This is a genomic window from Halobacterium sp. CBA1126 (assembly GCF_009741975.1).
In the GTDB taxonomy this organism is placed as follows: Archaea; Halobacteriota; Halobacteria; order Halobacteriales; family Halobacteriaceae; genus Halobacterium.
Genome location: NZ_WPCF01000013.1, coordinates 1 through 21,619, shown reverse-complemented (window position 1 = coordinate 21,619; position 21,619 = coordinate 1). Strand labels below are relative to the sequence as shown.

27 protein-coding genes are annotated in these 21,619 nt (G+C 60.7%); 17 read left to right on the top strand and 10 right to left on the bottom strand.

The window, feature by feature from the left end; all coding sequences use genetic code 11:
* Nucleotides 1–2 precede the first annotated feature (2 nt).
* The 7 genes from GJ634_RS03070 to GJ634_RS03040 form a co-directional block, all read right to left on the bottom strand.
* Complete coding sequence (locus tag GJ634_RS03070) at nucleotides 3–275, bottom strand: hypothetical protein (RefSeq protein ID WP_157500453.1); 273 nt, start codon at nucleotides 273–275, stop codon at nucleotides 3–5.
* A complete protein-coding gene (locus GJ634_RS03065) occupies nucleotides 272–4,354 on the bottom strand; it encodes a hypothetical protein (protein ID WP_157500452.1) in 4,083 nt (1,360 codons plus the stop codon). The genes GJ634_RS03070 and GJ634_RS03065 overlap by 4 nt, the downstream gene beginning before the upstream one ends.
* Before the next feature lie 98 nt (nucleotides 4,355–4,452).
* Nucleotides 4,453–4,779 (bottom strand): hypothetical protein, encoded by a 327-nt coding sequence (locus GJ634_RS03060; protein WP_157500451.1) that lies wholly within the window; start codon nucleotides 4,777–4,779, stop codon nucleotides 4,453–4,455.
* Nucleotides 4,779–5,264, bottom strand: a complete 486-nt coding sequence (locus GJ634_RS03055; RefSeq protein WP_157500450.1) for a hypothetical protein — start codon at nucleotides 5,262–5,264, stop codon at nucleotides 4,779–4,781. Before GJ634_RS03055 ends, GJ634_RS03060 begins: the two co-directional genes overlap by 1 nt.
* 61 nt (nucleotides 5,265–5,325) lie before the next feature.
* A complete protein-coding gene (locus GJ634_RS03050; RefSeq protein WP_157500449.1) occupies nucleotides 5,326–5,940 on the bottom strand; it encodes a hypothetical protein in 615 nt (204 codons plus the stop codon).
* A 24-nt stretch (nucleotides 5,941–5,964) separates the two neighbouring features.
* Nucleotides 5,965–6,297: a hypothetical protein gene (locus tag GJ634_RS03045; RefSeq protein WP_157500448.1), complete on the bottom strand. Its 333-nt coding sequence runs from the start codon at nucleotides 6,295–6,297 to the stop codon at nucleotides 5,965–5,967.
* Between the two features lie 95 nt (nucleotides 6,298–6,392).
* The gene (locus GJ634_RS03040) at nucleotides 6,393–6,872 is read right to left on the bottom strand and encodes a hypothetical protein (protein ID WP_157500447.1); all 480 of its coding nucleotides are present in this window, start codon (nucleotides 6,870–6,872) and stop codon (nucleotides 6,393–6,395) included.
* Nucleotides 6,873–6,948: 76 nt separating this feature from the next.
* Between GJ634_RS03040 and GJ634_RS03035 the strand changes: the two genes are divergently transcribed.
* The 12 genes from GJ634_RS03035 to GJ634_RS02980 all read left to right on the top strand — a co-directional run bounded on the left by GJ634_RS03035 (nucleotide 6,949) and on the right by GJ634_RS02980 (nucleotide 14,333).
* Nucleotides 6,949–7,353 carry a hypothetical protein gene (locus tag GJ634_RS03035; RefSeq protein WP_157500446.1) on the top strand — a complete coding sequence of 135 codons (405 nt, stop codon included), beginning with the start codon at nucleotides 6,949–6,951 and terminating at the stop codon, nucleotides 7,351–7,353.
* Nucleotides 7,350–7,853: a hypothetical protein gene (locus tag GJ634_RS03030; RefSeq protein WP_157500445.1), complete on the top strand. Its 504-nt coding sequence runs from the start codon at nucleotides 7,350–7,352 to the stop codon at nucleotides 7,851–7,853. The genes GJ634_RS03035 and GJ634_RS03030 overlap by 4 nt, the downstream gene beginning before the upstream one ends.
* The gene (locus tag GJ634_RS03025) at nucleotides 7,850–8,539 is read left to right on the top strand and encodes a hypothetical protein (RefSeq protein ID WP_157500444.1); all 690 of its coding nucleotides are present in this window, start codon (nucleotides 7,850–7,852) and stop codon (nucleotides 8,537–8,539) included. Before GJ634_RS03030 ends, GJ634_RS03025 begins: the two co-directional genes overlap by 4 nt.
* On the top strand, nucleotides 8,536–9,423 hold the full coding sequence (locus GJ634_RS03020) for a hypothetical protein (protein WP_157500443.1): 888 nt from the start codon (nucleotides 8,536–8,538) through the stop codon (nucleotides 9,421–9,423). Before GJ634_RS03025 ends, GJ634_RS03020 begins: the two co-directional genes overlap by 4 nt.
* A gap of 133 nt (nucleotides 9,424–9,556) precedes the next feature.
* Nucleotides 9,557–10,600, top strand: coding sequence for a hypothetical protein (locus tag GJ634_RS03015; RefSeq protein ID WP_157500442.1), 1,044 nt, complete (start codon nucleotides 9,557–9,559; stop codon nucleotides 10,598–10,600).
* A complete protein-coding gene (locus GJ634_RS03010; RefSeq protein ID WP_157500441.1) occupies nucleotides 10,597–11,352 on the top strand; it encodes a hypothetical protein in 756 nt (251 codons plus the stop codon). Before GJ634_RS03015 ends, GJ634_RS03010 begins: the two co-directional genes overlap by 4 nt.
* Nucleotides 11,349–11,609 (top strand): hypothetical protein, encoded by a 261-nt coding sequence (locus GJ634_RS03005; protein ID WP_157500440.1) that lies wholly within the window; start codon nucleotides 11,349–11,351, stop codon nucleotides 11,607–11,609. The genes GJ634_RS03010 and GJ634_RS03005 overlap by 4 nt, the downstream gene beginning before the upstream one ends.
* Before the next feature lies 1 nt (nucleotide 11,610).
* A complete protein-coding gene (locus tag GJ634_RS03000) occupies nucleotides 11,611–12,834 on the top strand; it encodes a glycosyltransferase (RefSeq protein ID WP_157500439.1) in 1,224 nt (407 codons plus the stop codon).
* On the top strand, nucleotides 12,831–13,343 hold the full coding sequence (locus GJ634_RS02995; RefSeq protein ID WP_157500438.1) for a methyltransferase domain-containing protein: 513 nt from the start codon (nucleotides 12,831–12,833) through the stop codon (nucleotides 13,341–13,343). The genes GJ634_RS03000 and GJ634_RS02995 overlap by 4 nt, the downstream gene beginning before the upstream one ends.
* Nucleotides 13,336–13,761, top strand: a complete 426-nt coding sequence (locus GJ634_RS02990) for a hypothetical protein (RefSeq protein ID WP_157500437.1) — start codon at nucleotides 13,336–13,338, stop codon at nucleotides 13,759–13,761. Before GJ634_RS02995 ends, GJ634_RS02990 begins: the two co-directional genes overlap by 8 nt.
* Nucleotides 13,762–13,890: 129 nt before the next feature.
* The gene (locus GJ634_RS02985) at nucleotides 13,891–14,145 is read left to right on the top strand and encodes a hypothetical protein (protein WP_157500436.1); all 255 of its coding nucleotides are present in this window, start codon (nucleotides 13,891–13,893) and stop codon (nucleotides 14,143–14,145) included.
* Nucleotides 14,146–14,147: 2 nt separating this feature from the next.
* Nucleotides 14,148–14,333 carry a hypothetical protein gene (locus GJ634_RS02980; protein WP_157500435.1) on the top strand — a complete coding sequence of 62 codons (186 nt, stop codon included), beginning with the start codon at nucleotides 14,148–14,150 and terminating at the stop codon, nucleotides 14,331–14,333.
* 73 nt (nucleotides 14,334–14,406) lie between these two features.
* On the opposite strand, the gene GJ634_RS02975 is transcribed toward GJ634_RS02980, so the two are convergent.
* The 3 genes from GJ634_RS02975 to GJ634_RS02965 form a co-directional block, all read right to left on the bottom strand.
* Complete coding sequence (locus GJ634_RS02975; RefSeq protein ID WP_331713970.1) at nucleotides 14,407–16,296, bottom strand: transposase; 1,890 nt, start codon at nucleotides 16,294–16,296, stop codon at nucleotides 14,407–14,409.
* Between the two features lie 255 nt (nucleotides 16,297–16,551).
* Nucleotides 16,552–17,004, bottom strand: coding sequence for a hypothetical protein (locus GJ634_RS02970; RefSeq protein WP_157500434.1), 453 nt, complete (start codon nucleotides 17,002–17,004; stop codon nucleotides 16,552–16,554).
* On the bottom strand, nucleotides 16,997–17,881 hold the full coding sequence (locus GJ634_RS02965; RefSeq protein WP_157500433.1) for a homing endonuclease associated repeat-containing protein: 885 nt from the start codon (nucleotides 17,879–17,881) through the stop codon (nucleotides 16,997–16,999). The genes GJ634_RS02970 and GJ634_RS02965 overlap by 8 nt, the downstream gene beginning before the upstream one ends.
* Before the next feature lie 113 nt (nucleotides 17,882–17,994).
* Between GJ634_RS02965 and GJ634_RS02960 the strand changes: the two genes are divergently transcribed.
* From GJ634_RS02960 to GJ634_RS16855, 5 genes are all read left to right on the top strand, one after another.
* Nucleotides 17,995–18,219, top strand: a complete 225-nt coding sequence (locus GJ634_RS02960; protein ID WP_331713969.1) for a helix-turn-helix domain-containing protein — start codon at nucleotides 17,995–17,997, stop codon at nucleotides 18,217–18,219.
* Between the two features lie 223 nt (nucleotides 18,220–18,442).
* The gene (locus tag GJ634_RS02955) at nucleotides 18,443–18,694 is read left to right on the top strand and encodes a hypothetical protein (protein ID WP_157500432.1); all 252 of its coding nucleotides are present in this window, start codon (nucleotides 18,443–18,445) and stop codon (nucleotides 18,692–18,694) included.
* 532 nt (nucleotides 18,695–19,226) lie between these two features.
* Nucleotides 19,227–19,889: a site-specific integrase gene (locus GJ634_RS02950; RefSeq protein ID WP_157500431.1), complete on the top strand. Its 663-nt coding sequence runs from the start codon at nucleotides 19,227–19,229 to the stop codon at nucleotides 19,887–19,889.
* Between the two features lie 371 nt (nucleotides 19,890–20,260).
* On the top strand, nucleotides 20,261–20,929 hold the full coding sequence (locus GJ634_RS02945) for a tyrosine-type recombinase/integrase (protein WP_157500430.1): 669 nt from the start codon (nucleotides 20,261–20,263) through the stop codon (nucleotides 20,927–20,929).
* A gap of 227 nt (nucleotides 20,930–21,156) precedes the next feature.
* The coding region (locus GJ634_RS16855; protein ID WP_157500429.1) for an AAA family ATPase at nucleotides 21,157–21,619 on the top strand (463 nt) is incomplete at its 3' end.

Below are 21,619 nucleotides of genomic sequence, written 5' to 3'. Positions count from 1 at the left end.
GGCTAGTACCCCCGCGACTGGTAGACTGCCAGCGCGATCAGTCCCAGGACCGACACCACGACAACGATGAGCAGGAAGTTGTTGAAGATCGTCGCTGTCCACGCGAGTCCGGTGTCGAGCGACTGCGTCGGTGAATGCTTCTGGAAGACGTCGAGCATCGGCACGAACACCTCCTTGAAGATGGCGTAGATGACTGCCGCCGCGATTAGGACGGCGAACGCCCACGCGATTTCGATGGCTTGCCCGCTCCGGACGAGCCGATTGTCGCGACTCATAGCAGATCATCGATCCCCTCCTCCGACCGTGACGACGAGGACGACGAAGAGTCGCCGAACAGGAGGCTACCCGCACTCTCAACGCCGTACGAGTAGGTATCCGACCCGCCGATAATGCTGAGGGCGTTCTGTTCCTTCTTTTTCTTCCGATCGTCATCACGGTCGACGCGGGAATTCGGTGACGATGGATTGGTGGGTGCACTAGAGCCGCCAATAATGCTGGAGGTGCTAGAACTACCGGGGCTGCCTGGGCTACCGGGACTGCTGGGCGACCCTGGAGGACCAGAACCACCAGGGCCGCCTGGTGAGCCTGAACCGCCGGGACTGCCCGAAGACCCCGGACTACTCGGTGGGCTAGAAAGGAATTCGAAGGGAAAACCGGTCGGTTCTCCGAACCCCGAACCCACGCTTTCTCCGTCGTTGGTGACGGAGCTCCCCTCCGACCCTGTTGCTGGTGTTCCCTGCGGCCCACTAACCGTGTCGCTCGTTCGCTCGGTACCCGAAATCAGGGCAGTTGCGGCGCCCCCAGTGTATGCGCCGCCAGCAGCCGCCGACCCATCGCCGTCCCCGAGGCGGTCGAGGTCTCGGCTGACACGCACTGCTGTCGTGGTCCCACCTTCATCGAGGGCCTCTAGCGACGGACCGGGCGAACTGTCGCCCGCAGAACGGTCCGCTCGCTCGAACAGATCAAGCGGAACCTTTCGCCCCGTTCCCGGGACATCGACGTCTGTTCCCGGAATCTGTTTTCGCCCGACGCGGACACCAATAGTCCCTGTCTTCGTGAACTCGCTTTCCGGCGGGAAGATAGATTCGAGTTCAGTTGTTCTCCCGCCTTCGGGACGCACGTACGCCGCGTCCGCTTCTGCGTTCTCCGTCAGGAACTCGTATCCACTGGTCGTGGGGTCCGGAGCCACCTCCGCGTCATCCATGTCACTCGCTTTTGCTTTCGCTTCCCCACGCCCGAGCCCGGACTCGACGACCTCGTCTCCTTGCTTGACAGCGTAGCCTGCCCCGGTTGCGTCCTCGGGCATTCCGCGAACATCGTCTCCGGGCAGGCCGACGAACCGGTCGCTCTTCCCGCCGATGCTAGGTAGGCGCGGTTTCAGCGTCGGCGATGGCCAGCCCGTTCCTGCCCCTTGTAACGCAATCGGGCTTGCGTCAGGCGAAGTGAATAATCCCGGCAGCTCGGATGCACCTTCACCCACTTCGAAATCAGCGTCGAACTCTGCTTGCGTGCCGTGATAGAGAACACTACTCAGCGGACGGGGGTTATCACGACGAGCCTCAATATCCGAGACAGACTCGCCGATGGACTCGCCGACGTCACGACCGAGTTGTTCGGCCGGCTCGAATATCGTTCCGTCAACGGCTTGCAGTTGAGACCTAACACGCTCCCCCAACGCGCTGTCTGATAAGCTCGCCTTCTTCTCACCGGCAACTGTTTTAGCGAGATTCAAGCCTCTGCCGGCGGACTCTCCCACACGGAATCCCAGAGATTCGCCTGCCGAAAGCGGCTGGTCAACGAGGTTCTGACCAGTCTGAACGCCTCTGCCGACGGACTCCCCCACACGGAACCCCAGAGATTCGCCTGCCGAAAGCGGCTGGTCAACGAGGTTCTGACCAGTCTGAACGCCTCTGCCGACGGACTCCCCCACACGGAACCCCGCGTCTTCTGCAGCATCGAGTGGACGGTCAACAATATCTCGGGCGGAAGTTGCGCGGCGCTGTGAACTCTCTACGAGGTCCCCGGCCGGTTCGGTGATTTTCTGCGTCGGCCGTGAGGACGACGGGAAGGGCATGCTGGACGTTTCGAAGTCTTGGGAAACCGCGTCTTCAACCGTCTGAATAGTGTTTCTCGTCTGAGTTCCAGCACGGTATCCCAGAGATTCCCCCATCGAAAGCGGCTGGTTAATGGCGTCTTTTACAGAACGCACTCGCGGTGCGGTAATCTCACCTATCCGGAATCCGGCCGCCTCGGGAATGCCGAAATCACCTGCTTCAGAGACTACTTGGGGCTGGTCGGCGGCACGCTCTGAAACTTCGCTCACCGCCTCCCGGGTCGGCGCTCCCGGCCCTGTCTCGAATTGTGGAAGGTCACCCTGAGCGCCGTGTTCGTCTGTAATCTCACTGTAATCGACCTCGCCGTCGGTGGACAATGTAGCACTCCGACGGATGTCGCCCGCCGTCTCGATGCCCTTGAAGGCGGCCGTCCCGATTACGGCTCCGCCGACGATCTCACCGCCGAGCTGGTAGGGGTTTTCTTTTGCAGACTCCGTCATCTGCCTGGCGAAGACTTCCGTCACTCCAGCGGCGGCCCCCAGCGTCTCTGGGATGCCAACCTCGGGCGCGTTCTGTGCGGTTTCAATCCCGGTCTCGCCGAGCAGGATGGCGCGGTCAACGTTCGCGGGAGCCTGATCAACGATGGTGCCTACGCCCTGGGCGATACTCCCGGCGTTCTCGCTGCCGGTAAGCTCGGTCACTTCTTCTTCGAGCGTGTCGCCGATGAACGCGTATTCGTCCTCCAGCCTCTGGGCGCGGTCTCGCAGGTCTGCCTCTTCCTCTTCGGTGAGGAGTCCGCCGCTCTTGGTGAGGGCATCGGTCACGTCCGTGTCAAGTCCGACGTCCTCGCCCTGTGCGAAGAGAGCGACTGTCGTGTCGATGGCGTCCTCGGACATGGTGTTTGCCTCGCGGACGGTGTCGGCGTCGAGGTTGAGGAACCCGGCGAGCCCAGTGACGTTTTCGCTAGACCCTGCCGTTGAGGACTCTGGAAGATTGTCGCCGATGTTTCCGGTTGCACCAGCCCGAGAACGCGGCGTTCCTGGTGGATTCTCTACAGCCGTGTTCGGGCTGTCATCAGATATTTGAGTTGCTGTGAACTCTCCCGATTCGATGATACCGACGGTGAAGTCCTCGCCGGCGTCCATCCCCTGATTCTCCGATTCGACCGCCTGCTCCACGCGGGAGATCGCGTCATCGAACGCACCGAAGTCCGTCGCGTCCGTCCCGCGGGCCATCTCTCCACTACCGGACGTAGCCGCCGCAGCGCCCGCGCGCAGGTTCTGCTGTGCTTGCGCGACCGCCTCCTGCCCAGACTCCGTGAGCGATACATCGACAGGACTCTCCCCGGATTCTCCGTCGCCGGATGCGTTCCCCGTGGCGTCCGAGTTGTACGTCACCTCGAAATCCTCACCGGCCTCGAGGTCTCCGATGTTGAACTCTTCGACTTGTTGACGCGCGAGTTCCTTTTCGCCGTACGGCGTGAGTTCTGCCGCTCCAGTGTCCATGTCGTACGTGAAGTCCTCGCCGATCTGGAGGTCTTGCGCGGTCTGCTGTCCCAGCGAGTCCTCGAGGGCAGCCTGCCCGAGCTCTTCTTGTGACCCCCTCGATAACTCGCCGTCGACGAACGTCAGGTCGTTCTGTGAGACGCCGTCAACGTCCTGTGCGATGCTTGCTGCGGCCTGCTCGGGTGTTAACTGCGGGTTGCCCCATCCTTCAGCGCTGTCGACGTCTCCCGGCTCGCCCGTTTCCGGTGGGTCAGGGCTGCTCATGCCCCATCCTTCGACGCTGTCGACGTCGCCCGGCTCGCCCGTCTCCGGCGGGTCAGCGCTGCTCGAGCCACCGTCGGGTTGCCCGGCCGAGCCTGTGTCCGTGCCACCTCCATCCTGGGGAGGGGCTGGAGGCCATGGTTGGACCGTATTCAGGGGGCTACCTTCGTCGTCCTGGCTCGGCGGGTCCGAGCCATCGGGCTGCGTCCCGGTGGGACCCTGCGGGGTTGACGGGTCGATTGAGCTGTCTGAGCCCGACGTGTTCCCGCCGTCGCTGCCGCCGTCGTCTGAGCCGCTAGAGTCGCCACTGCTAGAGTTGCTCGTATCAGAGCCGCCCGAGTCGTCGTAATCAACAGGGTCGCTCGTGCCCCAATTTTCGGCGCTGTCTGCGTCCCCGGGCTCGCCTGTTTCGGGCGGGTCGGGACTGCTCTCTCCCCATCCTTCGGCGCTGTCGGCGTCGCCCGACTCCCCCGTGTCCGGCGGGTCAGAACTACTCGAGCCCCATCCGTCGGCGCTGTCAACGTCGTCCGCCATCAGCTCCACCTCGACGAAGAGTTATCCATACTGGAGACAATAGCACGCACGAACTAAAACCGCCAGTATGTTTTACGTCCGTTAACAGGACGCTTGTCTTACCGATGCGACGCTTCCACGTCGAAAACATCCAGGAGGAACGTCGTCCCCATCACACCCACGATCGTCATGCCGGCTGCCAGCGCAACGAATAGATACGTCAGCATTGGCTCGGACGAGCTCGTGATGCCGCCATCACGGACGACCTCGAGGTTCGTCGCTGAGAGAGCGCAGATCCCCCAGAGAATAGCGGCCAAAAGCCCGCCGATTGCGTCCATCAGTGGCTCTGTACGCCCGCGAATCGTTAGGAACGCACTTGCCCCGACTGTCGCCAGGGACACGACAAACGCCATCGCGACGATTGCCAGGAACACGCCGAGAAGCATTAGAGACCCCCTCCAGAGCGCGCCATCACCACAAACGCACCCAACAGCAGGGCGATTCCAAGAACGAGGATTAGGACATCACCAAGCGTCCCGGGGACGAACATCATTGTTTCCTTGGCGAGCGACTGCTCATTTGAGGGTTCCGCGTACCCATACGTGATGTTCGCAGTCTCTCCATCGGAGAGTGTCCCGCCTGCCAACGCCACTATCGTCCCGTTATGCCGGTTCCACGTCCAATTGCCTGACTGGGCAACCGTCTGGTTGTCAGCCGTCACGGACACGTCTGTCGCGGCTTGATAGACAACATTATCGCGATTGCTCTCCGAGAGAGACACCGGCTCTCCCGTGTTCACAGTCCACTGCTCGTGGACGGTTGACCCTGGCTGTCCCTCCGTCACTGCCGTTTGAAAGCCCGACTGGGCGATTCCAATCCCCGCCATCAGGAGGATCGCCACGAAGACGAGCCCGACAATCCGCTGCTCCATACGTGATGATGGGCCGCCACGAACTTAGAAGTTCGTCACACAGACGGCAAAATAACAGTGGTTAGAAGAGCAAGTCGTCCAATCCGTCGTCGAGTGACTGCGACTCCGACTGTGACTGGGACGACTGCCTCGACCGCGACCGAGACTGCTGTTGTGACTGTGGCTGCTGCTGGCGGGTCTCTGACTGCTCGCCGCCTTGGAACGCAGCGACGAGGGCAGGGTCAACCTGCGAGTCCGTTTCGAGCAGGAACAGCTCATCAGACTCGACGCTGCCATTCCCGTCAGCATCAACGCCGAGCAGGAACTCCTCGGCCGCCGCGTCGTTATCGCGATTGATTGCTTGTGCTGACGTCGTTCCCCGCGTCCCGACGACCTGATCAATCGCAGACGACTGCGAGCCCCCTGCGTCCATTGCCGTATCGAGCGCGCTCATGATGCGGTCAGTCGTGGACTGTTGGTCACGGCGCGCTTTCTTGAGTTCTTCTTCGCGGATGCGTTCCCGTTCTCGCTCACGGCGTTCCTGCCGGGCTTTCTTCCGCGCTTTCTTCTTCTCTTCTTGCCGTGCACGCTCTTTTTCCGCCTTCTCACGAGCGTCCTGATACTGCTTGCGTTCTGCCCACTCGTCGCCCGATGCCTGCTCTCGCAGTCTTGCCAGTGTTTCTTTGATACTTGCCATAAGTAGAGGGGTGTGGTGTGGGAGTTACCCGCCCTGTGCTCGCCGGGCGAGGAAGAGCGCGCCGATCACGACCACGAACATCAGCACGAGGAACACGATGTCCGTCAGCCCCATCGCGTTCGCGAAGCCGGTGCCGATGCTTTCAGACGCGTTCTCGTAAACGGTTTGATTCTCCGCAGCGACCGACGAGAGGTCGCGGTCGGTCACCGAGTTGCTGATCGAGGAGATGACGGTCGTCCCGATCATGCCGATTGCGGCCGCCATGATGATCGCGAACATCACCCCGATCAGGTTGACCCCGCCGACCTGGGAGGACGATGCCAGCTGCGCGTGCTGTCGCGCCGCTGCGTCACGCACGCCAGTCGCTGCACCGTCGGCTGCCGCTGTTCGGAGGCGGCTGCCGGCCGCACGAAGCCGTGAGCCGTTCGCTACCTCTGTGCTCACGGTCATGGTTACATCCCGCCCTGTGCTCGCCGGGCGAGGAAGAGCGCGCCGATCACGACCACGAACATCAGCACGAGGAACACGATGTCAGTCAGCCCCATCGCGTTCGCGAAGCCGCTCGCGATCGAATCGCTCGCGTTCTGATATTTCGATCCCTCCGGCTGATCGATGGACTGGTCGATCGAGGAGATGACGGTCGTCCCGACCATGCCGATCGCGGCCGCCATGATGATCGCGAACATCACCCCGATCAGGTTGACCCCGCCGACCTGGGAGGCCGCTACGAGCGTGTCCGTGACGCCGTCTTCGGATGTGACAGCAACACCACGCTGCCGTGCTTCGTGACGGACCGTCGAACGCACACCGAGTGCGCCCGCCGAGGCCGCGATGCGCTTTGCTTCACCAGCCGCCTCCGAGACCCGACTGAGCGCCCCGTGTCGGGTGCGCTCGTTCGTCGTCGGCATCCCCGTCTGAGTTTGAGTGCTCATCTACACGACGACAAACAACACCCTATACAAAAAACCATACACATGTTTTATGTCCGTATACCGTGTTAACAATAGTATGGCCAGCGAGCCAATCGGGGCGCGATTCCCCCAGCAAGTCCACGACAGCCTCGAAGAAATCGCTGAAGAACACAACCTCAACAACCGACAGGGCGACCCCTCGAAGGGGAAGGCACTCGTTCGCGTCGCCGACCACGGCCTCCAAGAGATGGGGTATCCCGGCGTTAACGGCGTTGCAACCGACGGCGGCAGCCAATTCGGCTCACTCCCCTGGGAAGGCGCCAAAATCACCGGCGCAATCACCGTTGGCCTCCTTATCGCCGAGCTCGCTGTCGCCTCACCAATTAATCTCCTCCCGCACGCCACCGGATTCATCATCGCCACTATCGCCTGCCTCATCCTCGACCGTCTCACCGCCCGAGACGCACTGCCACGGCCAATTAACGGAGGGACGTCAGAATGAGTGGGTCCCAGTTCCGCGAAGAGCAAATGCATCACGCCAACTTCGGGCAGGCCTCGCCCTCACAGCAAATTCACCAAGACATCCTCGAGAAAATCACTGAAACGAACCTCTCCGAGGGGTCACGTGAAATCCTCCGCAACCTCCTTACGAAAGACCTCGTGCTGGCGAACTTCCAGGAAGCAGAGGTCAACGAGTTGCGATGGAAGCTGCGTGCGAAACAGAAGCTCTTCTTCGCCATGCACCCCGACCAGCACTGCCTGATCACTGGCGAAGACCGCGCCGCGATCTACGACGACCCGACCGCGACGCTCCAACCACTCTCCGACGAAGAACGCGCAATCGTCCGCGACCTCTTCGACATGCTTGAGACGCGCATCACGCGCGCTCGGAAGATGAAACAGCAGGAGATGATGAACACGACCATCCGAGAATCGCGCGCCGAAACCAGCGGGGGTGGCGAAGACGGAAAAGGCGGTCTCAGGGGGTTGTTTAGCTCATGAGTACCGACCAATCGGCACAGGGCGACGACTCTGCGGCAGCCGAACTTGAGAAAATCGAGGACAACGAGGATTACGTCCAACGCCGCCGCCTCAAGGAGATTTACGACGCGCGCGAAGAAATCCGAGCAAAACGCCGGCAGATCGACGTGATGATCGAAGACCGCGACTACCCGCAGGTCGACAAGCTTCGCGGTGCGCGTCTCTTCCGCTCCGCCGTCGAAGACTACATCATGGCCGTCGAACCGCTCCTCACGGCCACGTACGAGGACGACGGCGAGGACTACTGGGAGGAAGTCTCGCTCGGCTCCGTCACGATTCAACCGCCGCAGTATCTCTGTGGGGACGTTACCCCCTCGCCGTTCAACGACTATCTGCGGATTGTCGAGAAACCCTCCCCGAAAAAGTTCGACATTACCGGAATCCAGTCCATCCTTGAGATGGCGCGGCCAATCAGCGCGGAGTTCAGCGCAACGATTCGCACGCAGTCCCAGCCCAACCCGCACGAAGAGACAGAGGTTGTCACTCGCCCCATTCCGTGGGATGTCCTCGTGAGCGCCGTCCGGCAGACCACGCTCTTCCTGAACGAGGTCGGGTTCGAGGTCAACGTCTCGGAGACCGAGCAGCGGACTGAGATTGATGACGACCTCATCGGGGAAGTCGAGGAATGGAGGAATAACAATCTATGAGCAGTGCCGAGAACCCAGATATCGAGTCGGTTGACGCATGGCAAGACGCCGACCTCGGGCCGGTGAAAGCATGGATTCAGTTCCCCGGCTTCCGTGACTCGAAGTTCTTTGCCGAGTGCCTAAACCGCCTCGTTACTGGGCGCGATATCAACGTCATCGTCACCGCGTCCAGTGAGACTGGAGTCGGGAAAACCACGCTCGCCGTCGCGCTCGCCATGTTACTCGACCAGCACGGGTGGACAGCCGAGAAAGCCGCCGTCGCGAACGCAGAGGAGTACGATCGTCTCTACGACGAAGTTGGGCCTGGCTCCGCGTTAATCCTCGACGAAGCCGAGAAGGCGATGGACTCTCGACGCGGCATGAGTTCAAGCAGCGTCGAGCTCTCCCAGACGTTCGCGACGAAACGGTACCGGCAGGTCTTCTCGATCCTCACCGCGCCATCGAAGAGTTGGATTGATAACCGCCTCGGTAGTGACGCCGCCGACTACTGGATTCAGGCCCAAGAGACCGAGCGCGGGCGAATCAAAGGCGAAGCAATCTGCTACCGTCTCCGCACGAACGAACACTACGAGCAAGAGTACGTCGACAGGACCGAGACCATTACCTGGCCGAATCTCGACGGGCTCCCGGAGTTCGAGCGGCTTGACGAACGGAAGGTTGCGCTCCTCGAACACGATGGCGACGGGTCGAAGTACGTCACACAGTCTGAGATGGAGGACCGTGTCGAGGAAGCTGAAGATAATGCCAGAACTGAAGAGCGTAACAAAATCATCCGCTGCCTAGACGACGAGGTTGACGCACTCTCCCAGGAGGACATCGGGAACCTCAGTGCTATTGACCTTTCCTCGTCCCGTGTCGGGCAGATTGCAAACGGAGACACATGACCATGCCACCACACACCAGTCACAACTTCAAGACCGGCTCCAATCAGCCATCCAGCCAGCCAGCGACAGACCCAATAATGGAGGACACGCGCAAAGAGAGAAATCAGTCGACACTGGACAGCGGGGGGCGGCCATGAGTCTGATTCTGAATCTGCTCAAAGCGCTCGCGCTTGGAGTGCTGTCGTTCTATCTCTTCCCGCTCGCCGCGACGCTCCTCCTCGACTGGGAGGACGCACGAGATCTCGTCTCCCCGTGGATCTCCCTGGGGACGTCGACGCTCAGTCGTGGCCTGCTCGTGCAGCGCAGTCACGGCGGATGGGCGCTGAAGAAGACGAGTTTCGACGGTGGCGTCGGCGGCGAGGTCGCAAAGCTTAGTGGCGAACCGCATATGTGGCGCGACATCGACCACCGGATGAGCAAGTGGCAGAGCGCCACGTTCGGCCTCGCGCACGAAGACAAGGACGTCATCGTCGATACTCGCATCGCTGACCTTGGCCGACGGAAACGCGACCTGCACGATACCGGCCGCTGGAAGGTCGACGGGCGGCGGAAAGCCTACTTCATCGTAGAGCAGGCAAAGCGCCTGGTCAACCTCAACGACGCTCCGCAGATCATCCCCGGGAGCGCGAGTCCGCGTCTCGCCGACCGCCTCGAGGATGACATGAAGAAATCGCAGGCGCTGTTCAACTCGCACCGCGGCCAGCTGGTCACCACAATCCAACTGCTGATGTTCTTCGGCGTGGGCGTCGGCACCATCTACGTCGCCAACCGACTGGCGGGCACCAGCGGTGGGTCCGTCACTTCAGTGAACCTCACGCTACAGCCGCTCGCTCCAACCGCGATCGCCGCGCTCCCCCTCATCAGCCGCGAAGGGATTCGGAAACGTGCTCGAAAAAAGTTTGCCGAGTACCAGGACGCACTCGTCGCGTTCGGCATTACGCTCGGCTCCCTCTCGGTCGGCGCCGCGCTCGGTATCTTCTACTACGCGAGCAAGATTCGCCCGAACGCCTGCAGTCCGTTCATCAGCGATTGCACCGCCATCCAGACAGCGAACTCCCTGTCGTCGACGACCGCAATTGTCGGCGGCATCGTCCTCGTGACCGCACTCGTCATCAACGAATTCGAAATCATGACTGAACCTGCCAGCGACAACGATACAGAGGGTGAGACGGCATGACCGAAGTCGACCTGAAGGCACAACTGACGCCGAAGGTCATCTTCCTCGCTGGCGTTGCGCTACTCTCGGTGCTCGCCATCGGCGCGACGTTCTTCTCTTCGGGGCTCTTCGTGGGGATTCTCCTCACACTCGCGTTTCTCATCGGCGTTATCATCATGCCGCTGGTCGGCTGGATTATCGGCCCCAGTCTCCCCGGAACCCTCGGCGAAAGTCTCGCGATAACCTTCTTCGCCCCCGTCTTCGTCGGCCTCCGCAAAGTCGTCCTTCTCCAAGACGACGAAGGCGCGTACCGCATCGAACCCGCTGACAACATCGACGATGACGTCACCGGTGCGTGGGGCCGCCTGGCGTTCGCCAAGACCGCACTCGGCCTTGAAACCTCGCGAGAAGCGTACGGCACACCCCCAGCACCCGACGGCATCTCCAACCTCGTTCAGGAAGGAGTGCTCCCCGACGGCACCAAGTGGGCGAGCTACGACCTCGGTCGATACGGTGACTGGTTCGTCGAACTCCTTGGGAACGCACGCACCGATGGCGGCCACAAGCAAATCCGCGTGCCAATCGGCCAATCGCTCTCCCGGCTCCGTGGCGCCGCCGGCACCGCCCTTGGCGAAGAAGCTGTCGTCGAGGCGCTGAAGAAATACGGAGGAGACTCCTCCTGGGGCGGTCACGGCGGGGCACTCATCTACATCATGGATATTGTGCTTCTGCTCATCGGCCTCGGGACCGGCTACGTCCTCTTCTGGTCATGACCCGGGCAATCCTCCTCGGCGCCGTCCTCCTCATCGGCGTCGTCGCCGGCGCCACCGTCGTCCCACAGTACTTCGGCGGCGACCCACCCGCCGACGTGGTCTGCAACCAGCAGCTTGACGGCAACGACTGGAACGCGAACCTCAACGTCAGCGAAGACCTCCAGAACGGAACGCGGCTCGTCTGCGAGCGCAACGGCACGCAACGTACGCTCACCGTCGACGTCAGTATCGACGTGGGTCCCGGAGGCGATAGATAGCATGAGCAAGAGCAAGATTACGAACAACGACATCGCCATCGCGCACAAGGACTACGACGTCCGTGGGGGTGGGGAGCTCGTCGCCCGCCACCTCGCAGACCTCTTCGGCGCGCCGCTGTACGTCGGTCGGCGCAACCTTGAGAACGAACCCGACGAAGAGCCGCCCGACATCCGTGAGATCGACTACTCGCCGCTGCCGGACTGGCTCGCCACGCGCATGATCGACGCGTACGGTCCACTCCGGTCCCTGGCGTACCAGCTCGTCTGGCAGCAGCAACACGACCTCACCGACTACGACGTGGTCATCATGAGCGGGAACGAACCGCTGTGGTACGTTCCCGAGGATGACCAGACGGTCGTTGCGTACACGCACAGTACGCCACGCTGGCAGTACGACCTCTTCCACGACAACGACGGCCTGCTTGAGATGGGGTACAACTACGTCGCGAGAGTGCTGTACAACCATAACGTCCAGCGCCCGGACCTGTTCGTGGCGAACTCAGACCTCGTCGCGAGACGCATCAAGCAGTACTGGAACATCCCGGACGACCAGATTCGGACGGTCTACCCGCCGGTTGAGACGCACAAATACAGTCCCACTGATGGCGAGACGGGCGACTACTACCTGCATCTCGGCCGGCTCGCCGACCACAAGAACATCGACGAGATCGTCCGCACGTTCAACGACCTCGGTCACGAGCTGCGGATTGCTGGCAAGGGTCCGGAACGCGAGCACCTGGAAGACCTCGCCGAGGAGAACATCGAGTTCTGTGGGTTCGTGAGCGAGCAGCGGAAACGTGAGTTGATGTCGGGCGCGAAAGCCCACGTCTACCCCGCGCACAACGAGGACTTCGGCATGGTGCCCGTCGAGTCGATGGCCGCCGGCACGCCAGTCCTCGGGGTCCACGACGGGTTTACGCGCTTCCAGATTATCGACGGGAAGAACGGCTACACGTACGAGCGCGGCGGCGACCACCTCACCGAAGTAGTCCAGGAGTTCGAACGCTCGGGCGTGGACTGGAGTGACGGCGAGATTAGTCAGTTCGCGACCGACCACTTCAGCGTTGACCGCTTCCAGCGCGAGATGCAGGCCGCCGTCGAGGACGCACAGCGACGCTCCGAAATCGACACCGACTGGGATAGCCTCCGCAAGGACGGCCTCGAAGCAGGCACCTCGAATACCGGGAGTGCGAGCGTGCGGCCAGACGGAGGGGAGAACCAGTGACGGTCCTCGATATCGGCGCCGGGCAAAATCCCGATCCGCGCGCCACTGAAACCGTCGACCTGCACGCCGACGCCGACCACGAGTTCGACCTCAACGAGGACTGGCCGCTCGACGACGACTACGCGACCGGCATCACCGCACACCACGTCGTCGAACACCTCGACCCTCATCACGTGATGCAGGAGTCCAGTCGCGTCCTGCAGCCGGGCGGCTGGCTGAAGATTACGGTGCCGCTCGGCATCGCGCAACGCACCGACCCGACCCACGAGTGGTTTCCGACCGTCGAGTCCGCCGAGGTCCTCGCCGGCGAGTTCAGCGAGGACCGCCACTGGGACCCAGACGTCCCGCTCACCCTCGAAGGCGTGACGCTCGACGTGGGCTTCCTCGGGCCGCTCACGCCACTCTCCCCGCTCCTGCAGGCATGCACGTATTGGTGGCCGGTGTGGGCGGCTGACAAAGCCGACCGTGGCGAAATGCGGCTACACTACCGGAGGGAACACGATGATTGACCAGCAAGCCGACGACCATCTCCCGGCGTGGGTTCTCCGGTATCTCGGCGCCGCGAAGATTCACGTCCAGCGCACGCAGTTCATCCTCGCCATCTTCAACACCGGATCAATTGCGCTCACCGTCTACTTCACCACGCCACTCCCGAATCTGACGATTCCGGGGACGTCCATCCAGCCGTTCACGACCGTCTTCGGCTGGCTGAGCGTCGTCGCACTCGTCGCCGGCCTCTTCCTCGTCGTCGACCGAGTGTTGCTCTATCCCGCCGAGATATCGTACAACAGCCATCAGGCCAGCCATCGCGAGCGAAACCCCGGCTACGACGTCACCGTCGACAGCAACGAGCGCATCCAGCGCATCGAGGACGAGCTCGACATCACGCAGACCGACGGCGGCATCGACACGGAGGCTGATGAGTAGCATGAGGGCGTTCCTCAAACGTGTAGATACGGCGTTCGAAGTCGGTAGCCTAGTCGTGTTCGCAGCTGGGCTCTGGCTTCTCGCTCGGGTGATGCAGGCCGTGAAGACCTTCCGCGGGGTGAACGACCGATGAGCCTGCTCCACGAGCAGTACGAGCACGACGGCAGCCTCGTCGTCTTCACGTGCACCGAGTGCGGGTACACCTCGCTGAGTATCGGCACCCTGCACGCGCACATCGAAACGCACTGGTCGATTCTCGGCTGGCTGAAGTTCCACACCGTCGGCTTCGTTCTCCCGAGCAGCATAGACAGGTGGATGGAGTACACCGCCGTCCGCCGCGTCGACGAGACGTCCGAGGTGCCGGTCGAGGAGGTGATGCAGTGACGATGATCGAGATTCTCGCTTCCCTCGCTGTGCCCCTCTCTGCATTCACGCTTATCCAACTTTGGGGGCTGGCCACGATCGCAATCGGGGGATACCTCGAATCGCGGGATTTCCGGATGCCGACGCCGGAAGAGAACTTCGCGACGTTGCCGTTCTGGATGTTCATAACAGCACGCGAGAATCCCTGAATAGTTGCACACGCTAATTTTCTGCAACAAGGTCGTGCTGTGAGCGGGTGAATCGGACTGTCAGCCCGCCGGTTCAATCTTCCGAGAAACTGATATAATCGCGGTGGAATTCATCCCGATACCGCTGCTGCCCTAGCGTCGTGAATCGACTCGCTCGAATCGGTGGCCGGTTGCGTTCGCTGTCCTCCAGGTGCTGGCGACGTGCCTTCGTGTTGGCGGCGATCCAGCTATTGTACGCCGCCATCCCGAACAGATAGAGGTAGACGCGCATCCCGAGGTTCGTGCTCTTCGTCGTCGGGAGGAAGTTCTGCTTGTAGTCTGAGAACGCCGATTCGATGGCCCACCGGTAGTGATAGTACTCCCGCAACGCCCGCGCCTCTTCTTCCCCGACATCGAGGTTGGTGACGAACGTGAACCAGCGCATCCGGTTGTTCGCCTCGAAAATGTCTTCCTCGAAGTGGTCCTCGTAGGCGGCCAGCGTCTGCTGGTTCTGCCGGCCGGTCAGCCATTCCGCTTCCGGATTGAAGAAGTCCGACAGCCGCTTCTGTGCCTCATCAGTGTAGCCGCCGAGCTTGCTCTGGTACTCTCCGAAGAGTGTCGTCTCGGCCCGCGTCGGTGGCGTCGCGTCCTTTCGGATGACGTAGTTCTCTTCGATGCCGAACGTGGTGCGGTCGGCCTCCCACTCGTCGGTGTACTTCGTGACGTGGCGCTTCGGATACGAAATGACGAAGTCCACGTCCAGCGATTTCAGGCGGTTGACCACCTTACCGCTGGCGAACTCCGAGTCCACGAGCAACACGCCGATGTTGAAGCCACGGTCACGCACGCGCTCGATGAGGTCTTCGAGACGGTCTTCCCGATCTGCTGAGTCCATCTGGAGCTCGTGCGCGATCTGGAACGGCATCCCGTCCGAGACGACCTGCGCGTTGAGAATCCGGTAGGCGAAGTGGGTGTTGTCCATCTTCTCCGTCCCGATCACGCCTGCGAGGTCGGACTCCTCGTTCGTCCAGGTCGGGATGTTCGTCGCGTCCACGGCCACCGGCAACTCTCTCGCGCGGAGTTCGTCACCGTAAACGGCATCGAGCAGCCGATTCGTCCACTCGTTGAACTTCGCCCGCCAGGCCACGATAGGGACGCGGTAGATGTCGTTGCGGAAGGTCTCGGCGTCACCCCAGATGTCGGTGTAGGTCTGTAGGCCGCGGTTGTCAGCGAAGTTTTCGAGCTCGCCCTCGGGCGTTCCGCCGGTCTGGCAGAGATGCAAGGAGAAGTCGAAGTGCTTGCCGTAGTCGTCGAACAGTGGGTTCCCAGCCTTCTCGATGGGCATGTCGTCGCGGAGGAGATCGAGCGCTCCGTGGGCGAAGCCGCGCTTTCTCTCAACGGAGATGTCCGTGATGCCGCCGTTGTTCGATAAGCGGCGGTTGTCGATGTCGGGGAACTTGTAGCCGCGTTTGATACCCGTGAGTTCAATCTTTCGCGCGGTGTTCTTGACGTACTCGGTCATTCCCGGCCCCATCCGGTCGTTCAGTGACGTCCGGATGGTGTTCGTGTGCGGGATGTCGTCGAAGCCGAGAATCCGGTGTACGGGGATGTCATCCTGGGCGTTCGACCGGAGGAGGTGGCTGCGCAGCTGGGGTGCGTTCTTGAAGCCGAGTATCTGGTCGTAGACAGCGAGGCGTACCACCGGGCCGTAGTAGAGGGCGTCCGCGCGCGTGGTGTTGTCGTCTGTCCAGGGTGCGCGTCCGTGGTCGGCGTGGCCGGCGAGGACGGCGATGTGGTCGCGCCACTCGTCGCCGTTGAAGGCGTTGAGTTCACACCCCCAGAGGTCGTTTGCAGTGTGGATGAATCCCCACTTGCCTTTCAGAAAGTCATCATCGGCGTTGGGGTCGATGTACTTCGGGAGGCGCTCGCGGAGCGGTGGTAAGTGGTTGGGCTCCTCGTTGTCAGAATCAGGGTCGGGAGCCACGGTTGTATGCTGGAGGTTGCTCTGGGTATTTATACGCTCAGGTTACCAACTACGCGGCCGGTTCATGGTTTTCCGTCTCCGCTTTTAGGTGAGAAGCGAACAGGATGCCCCAGCAAACCAGCATGAAGCCAGCGAACGCAAGGCTAATCCACGCGACCTCTGGCGTGCCCCGATGCCACCACGCGAAGAGCACAAATGCACCTGCGTTGCCCTGGAAGACGATTCGAGGGAGTCTATCCGAGATCTTTGAGGCGCTCATTTCTCAGAGACCTTCTCATATCCAGCTTCTTTCAAGGCAGATTCTACTGATACGAGGTCTCGAAGGTAGTCACTGAGTGACTCTTGTCGTTCCAACGCCCTTCTATATGCTTCAGCAGGCACATAGCCCGGGTTTTCGCTACTCTGAGTGCTTTCCTCACTTGGGTAAATGACTTTCGCCCCTCTCACTTCCCGCGAATCTATTGTCGGGTCAGCCAGTACATCTTGAAGATGATTACGGACGGTCTGGGCTGTTATGTCCAAATCGTCCGCAAGCTCTTTTGTTAACGAAACCCGTCGGTCTGTGGAATGAACCGCGTATACGATGTCTTCAACAATACTGTTCGATTCTGGCAGTTCGTCGCTATGTTCTGGGCACAGGTCCAACCCGTCCATCGTACATTCTGGACACGCCTCGATCTCACTTCTAAGGGTTACAAGGTCACTCATCCTCGGATACCTCGTCTACGCCTGCGGCTTCCCTGACTTCTTGAATGTCATCCCACCGGTTTCGATATGGTTTATAACTGTACTTCGACTGTTCTTTGATGTCTTTGACGCGGGGAGGGCGTCCGAGAGCCTCTGCAAGGGTTTTAATCTCCCGCAATAGCGCTTCTTCAGTGTACTCGGGGCCTTCCTGTCCATTCTGCCCGTGGCTCTTTTTATACTCCTTCCAGTCCTCGGCAGTTGGTTCGTCTGAAGCCTTTGAGTGAATCCCTGCCTCAACAAGCGCGTTTTGAAGTCCACCAAACTCTCGCCAATACGGTCCGGGGCTGTACTCTCCGATCTCCTTGATGTCCTTTATTGACGGGGCGCTGCCGACCTCTTCGGCAACGCGATTCAGCTCATCAATCAACTCGCTTTTGCTGATTTTGTTCGCTTTCTCTGGGTGGCCTACACCGGCCTGTTCACGTGCTTTAGTTATAGAGCCAAAGTGAGTGTATATGGTCTGAGCAGAGCATTTACCGTACTTGTTGATATCCTCGCGCGAGGGCGGCTTCTCTAATCTGTTTTTGAGGCGTTGTAGTTCCTGGAGCAGTTCTTCGTCCGAATACCGCTGTTTACCAGGGCCGCCAGTCTTACCGCCGCCTATATTTGCGAAAAATGCTGGCAATAGGTGAGTCCGCCCCTCGATTTCACGTATCTTACTGACCTTCAAATCTGCAGTAGGGTGTGCGGGATATACTACCAAATCGTAAGCCTGCTTTTCTTCTCCGGGAAGTTGCTTCCAGTTGAACGAGTCGATTATCTCCGGGTCCTCTAACTCGCTGTATTCAGCGAGCGGGTCAAGGTTTAGGTCCGGGAGTTCGATTTCTGTGACGGCCATAACGACGTATAGTAACTCCAACTACGTAAATCTATATGTCGTCAACTACGTTGTATTTGTCACCGTTAAGATTACGTGCGTAAAGGACAAAGTGAACATAGAGGCCGAGAGACGTGCCTATCACTGTGCCCCACGAACTGAATCGGGCGGACAAGCGAATCCTCCGCGCCCTAGAGGATGGCGTCCGCAACCCGAGTTGGTTGGCCGACGAGCTGGACTACTCCCGCCAGTACGTCCACCAGCGACTGCAGCTGCTCGTCGCTGCCGAGCACGTCAACAACCTCGGCCACGGTCTCTACGAACTCGAAGCACTTCCCGAGGAGATCGAGGAGGACTGAACCTGTGTCAGATACAAGTTAAGTCCGAATAGGACCGACAGAAATGGCATCAACTGACCGAAAGAAACCCGGACTAAATCTCAGAGAATTAGCGTGTGCAACTATTCAGGGATTCTCGCGTGCTGATAATGCCAGGTTTGTTCATCGAGCTCGCAGTGACAGCACCAACACTGTCCTGGATCGACGAACGCATCGACCTGTTGAATCGGGTGAGAGGTACACGATGACCACCAAGCAAGACTGGCGCGCTACGCCGAATCCGCTTCGTCACGGAGTCTATCTAGCGATTTCTCTTGCCCTCGTTTCCGGAGCTATCTGGATGATCGATAAAGCGTCTGGCTCACCGTTCGAATCGAACCTTGGCTTCTACGGGTTCCTCTGTTTCATCGTCGGAGGCCTAGGCGTCGCGACCTACGGGGTCGAACTGTTCAGGGACATCCTGAAATTAGCGCTCGATAATCGAGGTGAGCAGTGAACATGGCGAGCACCACACTTCTTCGGTTCAGCTGTCGCGGCGAGTGCGCCGGCACCGTCGACGTGGTCTCCGCGTTCGTACTTTTCGTGGTCGGAGTCGTGATTCTCTACGTGTTCACTCGCGGCTACCGTTCGCGAACCGAGGACTGACCGGGCACGGGATTCCCCCAATCGCGTGGAAAACCAGTTCGTTTGATCCCCCAGTACGTGTCGTTTGACCCTAACTTACATGGTCTTGGGGACGGTTTGTGAGTTTATGGGGAGATGCTCCTGCGACGACCCGCACGATTATCGAGCAACAGCCGAGAATGGGGATGGCGATTACCTGTACCTCCGCTGCGGACACTGCGGTGGGAAGGCTGGTCGAGTCCCAATCGACACCGACGAGTTGACAGAAACAGTCACCGACCCTAACGACGTTCCGCCGACACGAAAGTCTGCGATAAACGACCAAGGCGTTCGAGAAGTTACGATCCGCTTCCAAGAAAGCGATTCACCGTGGACGTTCGAATGAGAATGAGCAACTTCCGGCCATGAGGCTGAAAGACTACGACGAGCGCGACGGGAAGCGCGTCTGGCTCTCCGAGCGCGAACTTCAACACCTCATCGACAACCGCGACGACGACCATCCCGAGATGCGGGCCGCGTTCCTCCTCGGGGCACGCTGCGGCCTCCGACGGAACGAGATCGTCGACGTCACCGCGCAGCACCTCGTGACGACCGACCACGGCCGCGTCGTGCGTGTCTGGGAAGGGAAGGGCGACAAGTACCGAGAGGTGCCGTGTCCGGACGCTCTCGCGGACGTTGCGCTTGGCATGAGCCGCGACCCAGGCGACCCGCTCGTCTCCGTCGACGACTCCACCATCTACGATTGGGTACAGCGCTCGGCGCAGCGCTGCCGCGCGGAGACCGGCGACGAGGGCTGGCAGTTCGTCGGCCCGCACGACCTCCGCCGCAGCTGGGGCATCCGCGCCCTCGAGTCCGGCGTCCTCCCGAGCGTCGTCATGGAGTGGGGCGGCTGGAACGACTGGGAGACGTTCCGGAAGCACTACCTCGCCGAGTTCAGTCCGGAAGCACTCCGTCGCGAGCGCGGGAAGGTCTCCTGGCTCGGCGGCCACGAATCGAGCGAAAACGAGTCCTACGCCGTCATAGGCCGGTCTGCACCGGCATCTTCGGGACGTAACCCCCACAGTTAGCGTCCCGAAAACCCGGTTCCTCGCAGCGCTATTCTGGGAAACCTCGAGAAGCGGTTGATTCTGGGGAGTCCAAACGCAGGGATGCCCGAGAGTTCGGTCGGGACTGAATAATTCCTTCAGCGTACTAATCACCAGATAGCCGCCCTGCTACCCGGAATACCTCGAATTTCCGAACCTTCAAATAGGGAACCGGCTTTGTTTCGATTGCGCGGCATCGGGTCGCAGAAAACGGCCCCGGCGCTCAGGACGCCGAAGCCGCGCTGACACGCCATGTCAGCAAGTGTCTCTACGCGGAGGCAGAGTGATAACTTTGCCTCTCCCGACCGAGCCGAATCGCTCTCGACCGCCCAGCAGTGGCTGAGGTGGTCGCTGTGACAAAGCACTCCTCGGAGGCCGCGCTCAACGAGTCCGAGTTCGAAACGATGCTCGACGCGGCACTCAGCCTTCACGAGCCCTTCGACGCCGAGTGCGCGTTCGTGCTCGTCGCCGCCGGCCGCCTCGGCATGCGCGCCGGAGAAATCGCGCACATCCGCGAGGACTGGGTGGACTGGGAACGCGAAGTCATCAACGTCCCGCGGTACGAACCCTGTGACAAGGGCGAAGACGGCGGCGTCTGCGGCTACTGTGTCAAGGCCGCCGAGCAGGCCTGCGAGTACGACGAGGACCTCACGATGGACGAGGCGCTCGACCAGCGCTGGAATCCGAAGACCAGCAACAGCGCCCGCGCCATCCCCTTCGACTGGGACGAGGACGTCAAGCGGTACGTCGAAGCGTTTTTCCAGGAGTTCGACCGCTACGAGTCCAGCCGCGCGAGCGTGAACCGTCGCGTCGACCGCGTCCTCGAAGAGGCAGGCTACCCGCAGAACAAAACCTATCCTCACGCCCTTAGAGCCACCTCAGCTACGTATCTGGCATATGAGGGCGTGTCCGCCATCGCGCTGCAGTCGATGTTCGGCTGGCAAGACCTCGAAACCGCACGGAAATATCTGAGGCTATCGGGAGGTGCGACCCAGGACGCGCTCAACGACGCCTTCGAATAGCCGGACAACCCATAAACCATATTTCGCCATATAATTTTTTAGGGCGTTTTCTCTCAAGCGAAAACTGCCTAACTGCCGTTATTCCGCAGGTAGAGCAGTGGATACTGCCGTATTGGCGTCCGCCACTAATCCCTACAGCCTACACCTGTAGGTTGTGGCTACAGGCTACAGTAATAGCATACTACTGTAACCAGTAGTTATATGGTGTAGTCGTATCATGTCCCTCTATGGGACAGACCAAACGAGCAAGCACCTACCTCGACAAAGGCGGCGTCGGCAAAAGCACCGCCACAGCCCACCTCGGCGCTGCACTCCAAGACGACGGCCACGACGTCCTTCTCGTGGACCTCGCAGGCAAGCAAGACGACCTCGGCAGCATCTACGGCATCCACGAGGCCGTTCGCGAGGACATCGAGAACGACAACGACTACCCCAACGTCACTACGACGATGGAGGAGAACTGGACGGACATCGTCGACCTCGTCGGCGGTCCTGAAGCAGCGCTGGACGAACTCGTCTACGAGACCGACGAAGGCGTCGACATCATCCCGCGCACCCACCCTCGACGCTCTCGACGGGAACCTCGGCCAGGTGGACGATCCCGAAGAGCGGTACGGACGCCTACGCAAGTTCTTCGACGACACCGTCGACGAAACCGACCGCTACGACATCATCCTGCTCGACCTCCCC

Excerpts from the sequence above, each read along its gene's own strand:
- GJ634_RS03070 (WP_157500453.1), bottom strand. The coding sequence starts at position 275 with ATGAGTCGCGACAATCGGCTCGTCCGGAGCGGGCAAGCCATCGAAATC.
- GJ634_RS03065 (WP_157500452.1), bottom strand. The coding sequence starts at position 4,354 with ATGGCGGACGACGTTGACAGCGCCGACGGATGGGGCTCGAGTAGTTCT.
- GJ634_RS03060 (WP_157500451.1), bottom strand. The coding sequence starts at position 4,779 with ATGCTTCTCGGCGTGTTCCTGGCAATCGTCGCGATGGCGTTTGTCGTG.
- GJ634_RS03055 (WP_157500450.1), bottom strand. The coding sequence starts at position 5,264 with ATGGAGCAGCGGATTGTCGGGCTCGTCTTCGTGGCGATCCTCCTGATG.
- GJ634_RS03050 (WP_157500449.1), bottom strand. The coding sequence starts at position 5,940 with ATGGCAAGTATCAAAGAAACACTGGCAAGACTGCGAGAGCAGGCATCG.
- GJ634_RS03040 (WP_157500447.1), bottom strand. The coding sequence starts at position 6,872 with ATGAGCACTCAAACTCAGACGGGGATGCCGACGACGAACGAGCGCACC.
- GJ634_RS03035 (WP_157500446.1), top strand. The coding sequence starts at position 6,949 with ATGGCCAGCGAGCCAATCGGGGCGCGATTCCCCCAGCAAGTCCACGAC.
- GJ634_RS03030 (WP_157500445.1), top strand. The coding sequence starts at position 7,350 with ATGAGTGGGTCCCAGTTCCGCGAAGAGCAAATGCATCACGCCAACTTC.
- GJ634_RS03025 (WP_157500444.1), top strand. The coding sequence starts at position 7,850 with ATGAGTACCGACCAATCGGCACAGGGCGACGACTCTGCGGCAGCCGAA.
- GJ634_RS03020 (WP_157500443.1), top strand. The coding sequence starts at position 8,536 with ATGAGCAGTGCCGAGAACCCAGATATCGAGTCGGTTGACGCATGGCAA.
- GJ634_RS03015 (WP_157500442.1), top strand. The coding sequence starts at position 9,557 with ATGAGTCTGATTCTGAATCTGCTCAAAGCGCTCGCGCTTGGAGTGCTG.
- GJ634_RS03010 (WP_157500441.1), top strand. The coding sequence starts at position 10,597 with ATGACCGAAGTCGACCTGAAGGCACAACTGACGCCGAAGGTCATCTTC.
- GJ634_RS03005 (WP_157500440.1), top strand. The coding sequence starts at position 11,349 with ATGACCCGGGCAATCCTCCTCGGCGCCGTCCTCCTCATCGGCGTCGTC.
- GJ634_RS03000 (WP_157500439.1), top strand. The coding sequence starts at position 11,611 with ATGAGCAAGAGCAAGATTACGAACAACGACATCGCCATCGCGCACAAG.
- GJ634_RS02990 (WP_157500437.1), top strand. The coding sequence starts at position 13,336 with ATGATTGACCAGCAAGCCGACGACCATCTCCCGGCGTGGGTTCTCCGG.
- GJ634_RS02985 (WP_157500436.1), top strand. The coding sequence starts at position 13,891 with ATGAGCCTGCTCCACGAGCAGTACGAGCACGACGGCAGCCTCGTCGTC.
- GJ634_RS02980 (WP_157500435.1), top strand. The coding sequence starts at position 14,148 with ATGATCGAGATTCTCGCTTCCCTCGCTGTGCCCCTCTCTGCATTCACG.
- GJ634_RS02970 (WP_157500434.1), bottom strand. The coding sequence starts at position 17,004 with ATGAGTGACCTTGTAACCCTTAGAAGTGAGATCGAGGCGTGTCCAGAA.
- GJ634_RS02965 (WP_157500433.1), bottom strand. The coding sequence starts at position 17,881 with ATGGCCGTCACAGAAATCGAACTCCCGGACCTAAACCTTGACCCGCTC.
- GJ634_RS02955 (WP_157500432.1), top strand. The coding sequence starts at position 18,443 with ATGACCACCAAGCAAGACTGGCGCGCTACGCCGAATCCGCTTCGTCAC.
- GJ634_RS02950 (WP_157500431.1), top strand. The coding sequence starts at position 19,227 with ATGAGGCTGAAAGACTACGACGAGCGCGACGGGAAGCGCGTCTGGCTC.